The 12,777-nt window shown below is 62.3% G+C and carries 11 protein-coding genes and 1 pseudogene; 6 read left to right on the plus strand and 6 right to left on the minus strand.

The window, feature by feature from the left end; all coding sequences use genetic code 11:
- Positions 1–138: pseudogene (locus WCA85_RS25355) on the minus strand (MFS transporter); the annotation flags it as partial.
- A gap of 339 nt (positions 139–477) precedes the next feature.
- On the opposite strand from WCA85_RS25355, the gene uvrA reads away from it, so the two are divergent.
- On the plus strand, positions 478–3,351 hold the full coding sequence (gene uvrA, locus WCA85_RS25360) for an excinuclease ABC subunit UvrA (RefSeq protein WP_424067609.1): 2,874 nt from the start codon (positions 478–480) through the stop codon (positions 3,349–3,351).
- Between the two features lie 35 nt (positions 3,352–3,386).
- Positions 3,387–4,472, plus strand: a complete 1,086-nt coding sequence (locus WCA85_RS25365; RefSeq protein ID WP_424067610.1) for an AI-2E family transporter — start codon at positions 3,387–3,389, stop codon at positions 4,470–4,472.
- Between the two features lie 123 nt (positions 4,473–4,595).
- Here the strand turns inward: WCA85_RS25365 and purU are convergent, their stop codons facing one another.
- From purU to WCA85_RS25390, 5 genes are all read right to left on the minus strand, one after another.
- On the minus strand, positions 4,596–5,465 hold the full coding sequence (gene purU, locus WCA85_RS25370; RefSeq protein WP_424067611.1) for a formyltetrahydrofolate deformylase: 870 nt from the start codon (positions 5,463–5,465) through the stop codon (positions 4,596–4,598).
- A 97-nt stretch (positions 5,466–5,562) separates the two neighbouring features.
- Positions 5,563–6,411: an NUDIX hydrolase gene (locus WCA85_RS25375; protein WP_424067612.1), complete on the minus strand. Its 849-nt coding sequence runs from the start codon at positions 6,409–6,411 to the stop codon at positions 5,563–5,565.
- A gap of 104 nt (positions 6,412–6,515) precedes the next feature.
- On the minus strand, positions 6,516–7,130 hold the full coding sequence (locus WCA85_RS25380; protein WP_424067613.1) for a LysE family translocator: 615 nt from the start codon (positions 7,128–7,130) through the stop codon (positions 6,516–6,518).
- A gap of 102 nt (positions 7,131–7,232) precedes the next feature.
- Positions 7,233–7,799, minus strand: coding sequence for an adenine phosphoribosyltransferase (locus WCA85_RS25385; protein WP_424067614.1), 567 nt, complete (start codon positions 7,797–7,799; stop codon positions 7,233–7,235).
- Positions 7,800–7,915: 116 nt separating this feature from the next.
- Positions 7,916–9,919 carry a cation:proton antiporter gene (locus WCA85_RS25390; protein WP_424067615.1) on the minus strand — a complete coding sequence of 668 codons (2,004 nt, stop codon included), beginning with the start codon at positions 9,917–9,919 and terminating at the stop codon, positions 7,916–7,918.
- 135 nt (positions 9,920–10,054) lie between these two features.
- Between WCA85_RS25390 and kdsD the strand changes: the two genes are divergently transcribed.
- The 4 genes from kdsD to lptA all read left to right on the plus strand — a co-directional run.
- Positions 10,055–11,038, plus strand: a complete 984-nt coding sequence (kdsD, locus tag WCA85_RS25395) for an arabinose 5-phosphate isomerase KdsD (RefSeq protein WP_424067616.1) — start codon at positions 10,055–10,057, stop codon at positions 11,036–11,038.
- Entirely contained in the window at positions 11,038–11,601 is a 564-nt protein-coding gene (locus tag WCA85_RS25400; protein ID WP_424067617.1) for a KdsC family phosphatase, read from the plus strand. The genes kdsD and WCA85_RS25400 overlap by 1 nt, the downstream gene beginning before the upstream one ends.
- Positions 11,598–12,206, plus strand: coding sequence for an LPS export ABC transporter periplasmic protein LptC (gene lptC, locus WCA85_RS25405; protein WP_424067618.1), 609 nt, complete (start codon positions 11,598–11,600; stop codon positions 12,204–12,206). The genes WCA85_RS25400 and lptC overlap by 4 nt, the downstream gene beginning before the upstream one ends.
- 19 nt (positions 12,207–12,225) lie before the next feature.
- Positions 12,226–12,777, plus strand: a 552-nt coding sequence (gene lptA, locus WCA85_RS25410) for a lipopolysaccharide transport periplasmic protein LptA (protein WP_424067619.1), incomplete at its 3' end; no start/stop codon positions are given.

Raw genomic sequence — 12,777 nt, forward strand, 5'->3', positions numbered from 1 at the left:
CGTTTTCGCGTAGATCGAAAACACCGGCATGATCATGAACAGACCGAGCATGCGCAGCGCGAAGATGGCAGCGAGCGACACGGTCGCGCGCATTTCAGGCGCGCTCATGCGTGAAGAAGTTGCGGACGGATTGGACATCGGAACGTGGTTTGAATGAACGAGACGGCACACCGCCAGGCGGCACCCTGTGGGACGATCTGCCGCGAGCGGCGTATCGCGGACGGCCTGCCGTGAGCGACCGGCGGCATGCAACGTAGACCTGCCCCCGTGGCTTTGTCGTGAAAAACAGGCACCGGCACCCAGTCAGGCCCCAGCGACGCCACTTCTCCGCACAATACCGGAGCGCACCTTACAAGCCGCCGAAACGCCAGCGCATGCCCGTCGCGCCTTGTCAGGAAGCCGTAACGGCGGTCTTGAAAAGTCGTTATAGTAGCAGGTTTAGCCTCTTCCTCTTTCCGCCAGGGCATGGATCAACGCGTGGAACAAATCCGTATCCGTGGGGCCCGTACCCACAACCTGAAGAACGTCAGCCTCGATCTGCCGCGTCACAAACTCATCGTGATTACGGGCCTGTCCGGCTCGGGCAAATCGTCGCTTGCGTTCGACACGCTCTACGCGGAAGGGCAGCGGCGTTACGTCGAAAGCCTCTCCGCATACGCCCGGCAATTCCTGCAACTGATGGAAAAACCCGACGTCGACCTGATCGAGGGGCTGTCGCCGGCCATTTCCATCGAACAGAAGGCGACCTCGCACAATCCGCGCTCCACAGTCGGCACTGTCACCGAGATCCACGACTATCTGCGTCTGCTGTTCGCACGGGTCGGCACGCCGTATTGCCCGGACCACGAAATTCCGCTGCAGGCGCAAAGCGTTTCGCAGATGGTCGATGCAGCGCTCGCACTGCCGGAAGACACCAAACTGATGATCCTCGCACCTGTGGTGGCGAACCGCAAGGGCGAGCACGTCGAACTGTTCGAGGAAATGCAGGCGCAGGGCTTCATCCGCTTTCGCGTGCGTTCGGGCGGCGGTACCGCCAACGAAGAGGTGGCAAAGATCTACGAAGTGGATTCGCTGCCCAAGCTGAAGAAGAACGATAAACATACGATCGACGTCGTGGTCGACCGGCTGAAGGTGCGCGCCGATATCAAGCAGCGTTTGGCCGAGTCGTTCGAGACCGCACTGCGCCTCGCCGATGGCCGCGCCATTGCGCTCGAAATGGATACGGACAAGGAGCATCTGTTCAGCTCGAAGTTCGCCTGCCCGATCTGCTCGTATTCTCTGCAGGAACTCGAGCCGCGCCTCTTCTCGTTCAACAACCCGATGGGCGCGTGCCCGGAGTGCGACGGCCTTGGCCAGATCACCTTCTTCGATCCGAAGCGGGTGGTTGCACACCCGTCGCTGTCGCTCGCGGCCGGCGCGGTGAAGGGCTGGGACCGGCGCAACCAGTTCTACTTCCAGATGCTGCAGAGTCTCGCGGCGTTCTACGAGTTCGACATCGACGAAGCGTTCGAGGATCTGCCGGAAAAAGTCCGCAAGATCCTCCTGTTTGGCTCGGGCAAGCAGACCATCCCGTTTTCGTACATCAACGAACGCGGCCGCACGTCGATTCGCGAGCACGTGTTCGAAGGGATTATCCCGAACCTGGAGCGCCGTTACCGCGAGACCGATTCGGTCGCGGTGCGCGAAGAGCTCGCCAAATACCAGAACAACCAGTCCTGCCCCGCTTGCGAGGGCACCCGCCTGCGCCGTGAAGCGCGCTTCGTGCGCATTGGCGCGAATGATGACGCGCGCGGCATTTTCGAAATCAGCGGCTGGCCGCTGCGCGACGCGCTCGGCTATTTCCAGACGCTGCGGCTGGAAGGCTCCAAGCGCGAAATCGCCGACAAGGTGGTGAAGGAAATCGTCGCGCGGCTGATGTTCCTGAATAACGTCGGGCTGGACTATCTGTCTCTCGAGCGCAGCGCGGAAACGCTGTCGGGCGGCGAAGCACAGCGCATCCGGCTCGCTTCGCAGATTGGCTCCGGACTGACCGGCGTGATGTACGTGCTGGACGAACCGTCGATCGGTCTGCACCAGCGCGACAACGACCGCCTCATCTCCACGTTGAAGCATCTGCGCGATCTCGGCAACTCCGTGATCGTTGTCGAACACGACGAGGACATGATCCGCATGGCCGACTACGTGGTCGATATGGGGCCGGGCGCGGGCGTACACGGCGGCATGGTGATCGCAGAAGGCACGCCCGACGAAGTGCAGGCAGACGCGGCTTCGATTACCGGCCAGTATCTGTCGGGCGCGCTCAGCATCGAGTATCCGGACGAGCGCAAAGAACCCGACGAGCGGCGTCTGCGCATCGTCGAGGCGTATGGCAACAATCTGCAGCACGTCACGCTCGATCTGCCGGTCGGGCTTCTTACCTGCATCACCGGCGTCTCGGGTTCGGGCAAGTCCACGCTGATCAACGACACGCTGTATCACGCAGTCGCGCATCACCTGTACGGCTCATCGGCTGAGCCGGCGCCGTACGAGTCGATCGAAGGCCTCGAGCATTTCGACAAGGTCATCAACGTCGACCAGTCGCCGATTGGTCGCACACCGCGCTCGAACCCGGCCACGTATACCGGCCTGTTCACGCCGATCCGCGAACTGTTCGCGGGGGTGCCGGCAGCGAAAGAGCGCGGCTATGATCCAGGTCGCTTCTCGTTCAACGTGAAGGGCGGCCGCTGCGAAGCGTGTCAGGGCGACGGCGTGCTGAAGGTGGAAATGCACTTTTTGCCCGACGTCTACGTACCCTGCGATGTCTGCCACGGCAAGCGCTACAACCGCGAAACGCTCGAAGTGCAGTACAAGGGCAAAAATATCAGCGAGGTGCTGGAACTCACCGTCGAGAGCGCGTACGAGTTTTTCAAGCCGGTGCCGGTGGTGGCGCGCAAGCTGAAAACGCTGCTGGACGTGGGGTTGGGTTATATCCGGCTGGGGCAGTCGGCGACCACGCTCTCGGGTGGCGAAGCGCAGCGGGTCAAGCTTTCTCTGGAACTGAGCAAGCGCGATACCGGTCGCACTCTATATATTCTCGACGAACCCACCACCGGTTTGCACTTTCACGACATCGCGCTGCTCCTCGAAGTAATACACCGGCTACGCGACCAGGGTAATACCGTGGTGATCATCGAGCATAATCTCGATGTAATCAAAACTGCGGACTGGCTGATCGACCTCGGCCCGGAAGGCGGTGCCGGCGGCGGCCAGATCATCGCCCAAGGCACGCCGGAACAGGTGGCGAAGTCGAAGGCAAGTTTTACCGGTAGATATCTGGCGCCGCTGCTCGACCGCGCCGCTGCCACCAAGTGATGCTGCAAACCCCAGGTTGGAGACGGAAATAGGCCATGACCAAGCGTAACGAGGCGCCCGAAGACGGGCAGGTGCAGGATCTGCGCCCTCGCCCGGTCAGGCTGACCAGCGACATGAGCCTGCCCAAACTCTCTGCGGTCGAGATCGGCAGCTACCTGTTGATGCTGTTCGGCATGTGGGCCGTGCTGAATCTAAGGCTGCTCGGCGGTCTGCTCGCCGGACTGCTGGTGTTCCAGCTCATCCAGACCATCGCGCCGCGTATCGAGCGGCATATGTCCAGCCAGCGGGCTCGCTGGCTCTCGGTGGTGTTGCTCTCGGTGGTGATCGTGGGCGTGCTGGTGGGGCTCGTGATCGGCGTCATCGATCACTTCGAAGGTGACGTGCCGGACGTGCAGAAGCTGCTCGATCAGGCCATGCAGTTGATCGATGAGGCGCGCGGCCGGATTCCCCAGTTTGTTGCCAACTATCTGCCGGTCGATACCGATCAGATGAAAGCGCGCGCAACCGAACTGATGCAGACGCACGCCACCATGCTCCAGCAAGGCGGCCAGAATGTCGCACGGATCGTCACGCATGTGCTGATCGGCATGATCATCGGGGCGATCATCGCGGTCGGCGCGCAGAAGCCTATGCAGCGGTTGCCGCTTTCGACCGCGTTTGTCACGCGCGTCACACGTTTTGCCGACGCATTCCGCCGCATCGTGTTTGCGCAAGTGAAGATATCGGCGATCAACGCGACGTTTACCGGTCTGTTCCTGCTCGTCTTTCTGCCGATCTTTCACGATCGCCTGCCGCTGTCAAAGACGCTGGTGCTCGTCACGTTCATCGTGGGCTTACTGCCGGTGATCGGCAATCTGATCTCCAACACGATCATCGTCGCGGTGGCGCTCTCGGTGAGCTTTCCGGCGGCGGTGATGTCGCTGGTGTTCCTGATCCTGATCCACAAGCTCGAATACTTCCTGAACGCGCGGATCGTCGGCGGACAAATCGAAGCGCGTGCATGGGAGCTGCTGGTGGCGATGCTCATCATGGAAGCGGCCTTCGGCATCCCCGGCGTGGTCGCCGCGCCGATCTTCTACGCGTATATCAAGCGGGAACTGATCTATCTGCGGCTGGTTTGATGGCTGGGCGGCATGGCCGCCGTTGTGCCACGGTCAAGGCCGACGCCCGCGCCAACAACAAAGGGCGCCAGTCTCAATGACTGGCGCCCTTTGTTTTTTGGCTTGCAGTTCTACACGGTCAGATCAGCGGAACACCACCGTCTTGCTGCCGTTCAGCACAATGCGATGCTCGACATGCCACTTCACTGCGCGCGCCAGCGTCACGCACTCGACGTCGCGGCCAATGGCCGTCAACTGGTCCGGCGTCATGCTGTGATCGACCCGCTCTACTTCCTGTTCGATGATCGGACCTTCGTCCAGATCCGTCGTCACATAGTGCGCGGTCGCGCCGATCAGTTTCACGCCGCGATCGAACGCCTGGTAGTACGGTTTGGCGCCCTTGAAGCTCGGCAGGAACGAGTGGTGAATGTTCATCGCCCGGCCGGCGAGGCGCTCGCACAACTGCGGCGACAGAATCTGCATATAACGGGCTAGCACCACCAGATCGGCCTGATGCTCGTCGATCACTTCCAGCACGCGCGCTTCCTGCGCGGCTTTGGCGTCGGGTGCCGAACCCACCAGCGGGAAATGGTGGAACGGAATGTCGTAGCTCGCCGCGAGTTGATAGAACTCCTTGTGGTTCGAAATGATGGCCGGAATCTCAATTGCCAGTTGACCAGTGCGGTAACGGAACAGCAAGTCGTTCAGGCAATGGCCAATCTTCGACACCATAATCACCACACGCGGCTTCACGTTCGCGTCGTGCAGTTCCCAGCGCATGCCGAACTGCTCGGCGAGGCTCGCGAACGAAGCACGCAACGCGTCAAGCCCCGGATCGCCACCCACCTGCTGGAAGTGCACGCGCATGAAGAACTCGCCGGTATGGCTGTCGCCAAACTGCGCGGAATCAAGAATGTTGCTGCCACGCTCGAACAGGAAGCCCGAAACCGCATGGACGATGCCGGGCCGGTCGGCGCACGACAGTTTGAGGATAAAGCTGTGATCGGTCGACATGACCTGGGTGACTCCCTTGTTCAATCCGTGATTCGTTCAGTGTGATGCATGCATGGTGCCGATGCCCGCCAGCTGGGACGCATTTAACCGCTCATTCTCAGACAATGTCCGGCGCCACGAACAGCGCCTCGATCCCTTCGCAAGCCTCCGGATCGATCCAGTTCCGCCGTAGCAGGCAATCAAGCGTGGCGATGCTGGCGTCGACCGTCATGGCGTCTTCTTCGATCCACCGCGCCACTTCGTCGATGCGGGCGAGACGATGTTCGCCCACTTCGCCATCCTGATTGCATGGCGCGAAATCCGCCGGCAACGCGAGGTCGTAGACGAAGATCTGTTCGGCCTGAGTACCTTCCGGCAGCGACTGCAGCACATGCAGCGTGCGTCCGGGCGTCGCGCTTGCCGCAATCTCCTCGGGAATGCCGGCTTCTTCCCAGCACTCCTTGATGATTGTCGCCGCGACGCCGAAGCCCCAGCCTATCCCGCCCGCGACGACGTTATCCAGCATGCCTGGATCGGTAGCCTTGGTGTCGCTGCGGCGCGCGATCCACAGTTGCGGCGCGCCATCCGCGTATTCTACGACGCCGTTCAGATGCACCGCGTAGGTCATGGTGCCGAAGAAGCGTGATGCGGCGCGCTCGATATACGCAAGCGGCGGCGCATCGAACGCGTTGCGGATGGCGTAAGTTTCGTCGCGCCAACCGGGGATGCGCCCGTCTGCGGCCAGCGCGCCGATCACGGCGCCCAGCGCCGCACTGCGCAGGTCCAGACTGTTGAAGCGGGGAGATAAGGCTACGCGGGTTGCGTCGATATCGAAGACGTCGGGCCAACGAGTCAGCAACGGCACATCCGTCGCGCGGATCCAGCCGACCTGCTGCGCGTCGATCCAGAATGGCCGATGCGCTTGTGTATCGAAACGGCGTGCTGCAGTGATGCAGGGCAAAGTCATGATTACTCCAACTGCGCGGCGCGTGGGTCACGCCAGTTAATTCAGCGGCTCGGCCGGCGAGTCATCGATTCAACGGGTTTAGCGCGGCTCGGCGAAGGCCAGCCTCAGTCGCGCAACGCCACGCGGATGCCAATGGCGATGAAGGTCGCGCCAGCCAGACGATCCAGCCACACACCAACCCGCGGACGGCGCTTCAACCATCCGCCAATCATTCCCGCGCAGACACCGAACAGCGAAAAAATCACCACCGTCTGCAGCATGAACAGTGCGCCGAGTTCGAGCATCTGCAAGGGCACGCTCTGCACCCCATGCGGCTCGATAAACTGCGGAAGGAATACGAGGAAAAACAGCGTCACCTTCGGATTGAGCATGTTGCCTAACACGCTCTGCCGGAACACCGACGTTAGCGGTTGAGCCGGACGTTCGTGGGCGGTAGCGAGCCCCTGGCTGCGCAGCGCCTTGACGCCGATCCAGATCAGATAAGCAGCACCCGCGTACTTGATGGCCTGGAAGGCCAGCGGCGACGAACGCAGCAACGCGGCGACGCCCAGCGTGGCGAGCGTCGTGTGAAACGTGACGCCGGCTGCAAAGCCGAGTGCCGCGACCAGTCCGGCCGCGCGCCCCTGCGAAATGCCGCGCGCCAGCACTTGCATGTTGTCGGGGCCTGGCGCGAAGGTGATCGCCATTGACGTGGCGAGGAACAGCAGAAAATTGGGCATGCGTTTTACCTCGTCGCGAGTGTGTTGCGTGGTGTCGGGAACGCCAAGGCTGTGCGCCTCTTCAGGGCCTGCCTGAACGCGGTTGGTTCGCGGCTGACCCGTCTAGTGACCGCCGAACGAGGTCACCGTATAAAGCGGCAAACCTGCCGCCCGCAGGCGTACGGAACCGCCCAGCTCGGGCAAATCAACAATAGCGGCGCCTTCGATCACCTCGGCGCCCAGCCGTTCCAGCAGCTTCTTGCCCGCCATCATGGTGCCGCCCGTCGCGATCAGATCATCGACGATCACGATCCGGTCGCCCTTCGAGCAGGCATCCGAATGAATCTCGACCGTGGCCGTACCGTATTCGAGCTGATACGACTCGGACTCGGTCTTGTAGGGCAGCTTGCCCTGTTTGCGGATCGGAATGAAACCGACGTTCAACTCGTAAGCCAGCACCGGGCCGATGATAAAGCCGCGCGCATCCAGACCCGCCATGTAATCGAGCTTCGCGTCGATATAACGCTGCACGAACAGGTCGATCAGCACACGAAAGGTTTTCGGATGCTGTAGCAGCGGCGTGATATCGCGAAACTGCACGCCGGCCTGCGGCCAGTCAGGCACGGTGCGAATCTGGCTTTTGACGAACGCTGCCGCGTCGAGCGGCGCGCTCGCAAGCGCGTTGGACATGATGTCTCCTGATGGATCCCTCAGGACCCCGATAAAAGGCTTAACTCTCTAGCAAGGCCATTGCGCGGACCATACCGCATGCGAACTCGCCCGCACGCCACCTCAGGCCGCATGCTTCACACTACATTCGCGCCAGCCCGGCGATGCCGCGACAGCCGTTCCTCGCCTGCCGCGAGTGCTTCAGGTAAGCCGCGCAATACGACGATGTCGCTCGCGCGCAGCTTGGTGGACGGATCAGGCTCGACGCCACGAATGCCGTGACGGCGAATCGCCGTGACTTCGACGCCGAGGTCGAACAAGCCGACTTCCGCCAGCGTGCGGCCCACTGCGTCCGAGTTTTCGTCAACCGGCACCGATTGTAGTCGCACCTGCTCGTGACTGTCGTCGTCGCCCGCATCGTCGGCACCGTGAAAATAGCCGCGCAGCAGGCTGTAACGCTCGTCGCGCATCTCCTCGACGCGTCGCACCACGCGCCTCATCGGCACGCCCATCAGCACCAGCGTATGCGAGGCGAGCATCAGGCTTCCCTCGACGATCTCTGGAATCACCTCGGTCGCGCCAGCGGCCAGCAGCTTTTCCAGGTCGGCGTCATCGACGGTACGCACGATAACGGGCAGCGTTGGTTCGAGTTCGTGGATGTTGTGCAGCACGCGCAACGCGGACGGTGTATTGGCGTACGTGATCGCTACCGCCGCCGCCCGGTGGATACCCGCCGCGAGCAGCGACTCGCGCCGTGCGGCATCGCCGAACACCACCGACTCGCCGGCCGCCGCAGCCGCGGCCACGCGGTCCGGGTCGAGGTCAAGTGCAACGTACGACAGCCCTTCGTGCTCCAGCATGCGCGCGAGATTTTGCCCGGCCCGGCCATAGCCACAGATGATCGTGTGCCCACTTTGCTTCAGGCTCTGGGTGGCGATGCGCGTCATTTGCAACGATTGCATCATCCATTCCGTGGATGACAGTCGCAGCACGATGCGGTCGGCGTTCTGGATCAGGAATGGCGCGGCCAGCATCGAAAGCAACATGGCGGCGAGGATGGCCTGGAGCAGCGTCGCGTCGACCAGATGCTTGTTGAGAATCAGGTTAAGCAGCACGAAGCCGAATTCGCCAGCCTGCGCGAGGCCCAGGCCCGTGCGCATCGCCACGCCGGGCGTAGCGCCAAAGAGCCGCGAGAGTGCAGTGATCATCAGGGCCTTCAACATGATTGGCCCAATCAGAAAGCCAAGCACGATGAACGGATGCTTCCAGATCACGAGCGGATTCAGCAGCATGCCGGTGGTCACGAAGAAGAGCCCCAGCAGCACGTCTCTAAACGGCTTGATGTCTTCTTCCACCTGATGCCGGTACGGAGTCTCGGCGATCAGCATGCCCGCGATAAAAGCGCCCAGCGCAAGCGACAGGCCGAACTTGTCCGTGATGAACGCGGCCCCGAGCGTGACCAGCAGCAGGTTAAGGATGAACAGTTCCTGCGAGCGGCGCCGCGCAACCACGTTGAACCAGCGCGTCATGAAGCGCTGTCCGACGATCAGCAGCAGCGACAGGGCCACCACGATCTTGACTGCCGCGAGACCGAGCGCCCCCATCAGATCCCCGGGGTCACCGCCCAGCGCGGAAATAACGATGAGCAGCGGCACCACCGCCAGATCCTGGAACAGCAGCACGCCGAAGATGTTCTTGCCGTGCTCGGATTCAATCTCGAGGCGCTCGGCAAGCATCTTGCTGACGATCGCCGTGGACGACATGGCCAGTGCGCCGCCCAGCGCGATACTGCCCTGCCACGTGATATGCACCCAGCGCTTCAGCACGAAACCAAGCGCCACGGCCACCGCGACCGTGCCGATCACCTGCAGCAAGCCAAGCCCAAAGACGAGGCGGCGCATCGAACGCAGCTTGGCGAGCGAAAACTCCAGCCCAATGGAAAACATCAGGAACACCACGCCAAACTCGGCCAGATTCTGTGCGCCCTGCGAATCCGGAATCAGCCCGAGCGCATGTGGCCCGACGACAATACCCACGCTCAGGTAACCGAGCATCGGTGGCAGATTCAGGAAACGGAAAATGACGACGCCCGCCACCGATGCCAGCAGCAGGAACAGCGTCATTTCGAGCGGGGAAATCATCTGAAAGCGTCCAGGTTCGTCGACATAACCATCGCACGCAAACCGCCGTGCGACAAGGTTGAGGGGCCGGTGAGGGCAGCGGCTGGGCAGGGCGCGCCCGGCGCGGCGAACAAACGCCTTTGCTATACTCCGCGAATGATAGCGAAAATCAATGGCGACCGGGCACTCGCGCTCGCTCGCGACGTGCTCGACATCGAAGCGGACGCCGTGCGCGCCCTTCGCGACCAACTCGACGATGGTTTCGTCGAGGCGATCGACTTCATCCTTGGCTGCCGCGGACGCGTCGTCGTCTCGGGCATCGGCAAATCCGGCCATGTGGCCCGCAAGGTCGCGGCCACGCTCGCCAGCACCGGCACGCCCGCCTTCTTCGTCCATCCGGCTGAAGCGAGCCATGGCGATCTCGGCATGGTGACCGCGGACGACGTCTTCATTGCGATGTCCAACTCCGGTGAATCCGACGAACTGATGGCCATCATGCCGCTCGTCAAGCGGCTCGGCTCGAAGCTGATCGCCATTACCGGCAAGCCCGGCTCAAGCCTTGCCCAACTGGCCGACGTGCATTTGAACGCCGCCGTCGCGAAAGAAGCCTGCACGCTGAATCTTGCGCCCACCGCCAGCACCACGGCCGCGCTCGCGCTTGGCGACGCGCTTGCGGTGGCAATTCTCGACGCACGCGGTTTCGGCTCCGACGACTTCGCCCGCTCGCATCCGGGCGGCGCACTTGGCCGGCGGCTGCTCACCTTTGTGCGCGATGTCATGCGCACAGGTGATCAGGTGCCGATCGTCTCGCCCAGCGCCACCGTGCGTGACGCGTTGTTCCAGTTGACCGCCAAACGCATGGGCATGACAGCCATTGTGGATGATAACGGGCGCGTCAAAGGCATCTTCACCGACGGCGACCTGCGCCGCGTGCTCGAACGCAGTGGGGACTTCCGCGAACTGCCGATCGCCTCGGTCATGACACCCGGCCCGCGCACCATTGGTCCGGATCAACTGGCCGTCGAAGCAGTGGAACTGATGGAGCGCCACCGGATCAATCAGATGCTGGTTGTGGACGACATGGGCAAGCTGATCGGCGCGCTCAATATGCACGACCTCTTTTCCAAGAAGGTGATCTGATGGCTGCCGCGCCCCTTACTGCCACTGAACGCGCTCGCCGCGTGAAACTGATGATTTTCGACGTCGACGGCGTGCTGACCGACGGCGGCCTCGTCTTCACCGCCGAGGGCGACACCATGAAGGTGTTCCACTCGATGGACGGTCACGGCGCCAAGTTGCTGCGCCAGGCCGGTATCGAGACGGCCATCATCACCGGGCGCAAGTCGGGCATCGTCGCCGTGCGGGCGAAAGAACTGAAGATCACGCATCTGTATCAGGGCGTGGAAAACAAGCCGGAAGCCTTCGCCGACCTGCTCAAGCAAACCGGCATGACGCCCGAGGAATGCGGCTATATGGGCGACGACTGGGTCGATCTCGCCGTGATGCTGAAGGTTGGCTTCGCGGCGGCGCCCGCCAACTCGCACCCTGAAGTGATCGCGCGCGCCCATTGGGTCAGCGAAGCGCGGGGCGGTCACGGCGCGGTGCGCGAAGTCTGCGATACCTTGCTGCGCGCCCAGAACAAATACGACGCGTTGCTCGCGGCAGCCTGCAGCGGCGACCAGCAGAAGGGTCTGGTCGGATGAACCAGTTTCGTCTCACTTCACTGATCCCGCTCGTCGCGATGGCGGCGCTCGCCGGTATCACCTGGTGGCTGCTGCAAGCCACCATGCCGCCGCCGCACGAGGGCGAGGTGAAGCCGAAGGCGCATACGCCGGACTATTTTGCGGACAACTTCTCGGTATCCGAACTGGATCAGTCGGGCGCGACGCAGTATCGTCTGACCGCGACGAACCTTGTCCACTACGAGGACAACGAACTGAGCGATCTGGTCAAGCCGGCCATCCGTGCCTTCCAGCCGGGCAAGCCCATCGTGACCGCGACGGGCGACACCGGCACCGTGAATGGCGACGCCTCGATTGTCGATCTGTATGATCATGCGCGTATCGTGCGTGCTGCAGGTGACGGCGATCCGCAGATGCAGGCAGATTCGCAGCATTTTCGGGTGCTGGTCAACGACGATGTGATCGAGACCGAAAAGCCGGTTAAACTTCAGCGCGGCCTGTCTGTCATGACGGCCAGCGGCATGAACTACAACAATGTGACCCGGGTGATGCAACTGTTCGGTAACGTCCGTGGCGCGATCGCCGCGTCCGACGCCTCCGGCGGCTCCCCGAAGCAACCCGGGTAATCCAATCCAGCGTGACTGCATGAACGAATCGTTCCCCCGTTTTGACACCGGCTGCGTGCGTACCCTGTCTGCGTGCCGCGCCGGACTTGCTGCGCTACTGCTCGCGTTGCCGTTGATCGGCTTCGCGCCGCTTGCGCACGCAGAACGCGCCGACAAGGACAAGCCGCTCAACATCGAAGCGGACAATATGACTTACGACGACCTGAAGCAGGTCAACATCTTTACCGGACACGTCGTGGCCACCAAAGGCACGATCGTGATCAAGGCCGACCGCGTCGAAGTGACCCAGGATCCGCAGGGTTATCAGTACGCCACCGGCACGTCGAGCGGCGGCAATCTGTCGTACTTCCGCCAGAAGCGCGAGGGCCTCAACGAATACGTTGAAGGCACGGCCATCCGCATCGACTACGACGGCAAGCAGGACCTCACCACGCTAACCACCAACGCCACTGTGAACCGCCTGCAAGGCCTCTCCACGGTGATGGATACGGTGCACGGCAGCGTGATCACCTACGACGGCCAGAACGACTTCTATACCGCCAAGGCGGGCAAGGACGTCGCCGGTCCGGGC

The organism is Paraburkholderia sp. (genome assembly GCF_049581445.1).
Classification (GTDB): domain Bacteria; phylum Pseudomonadota; class Gammaproteobacteria; order Burkholderiales; family Burkholderiaceae; genus Paraburkholderia.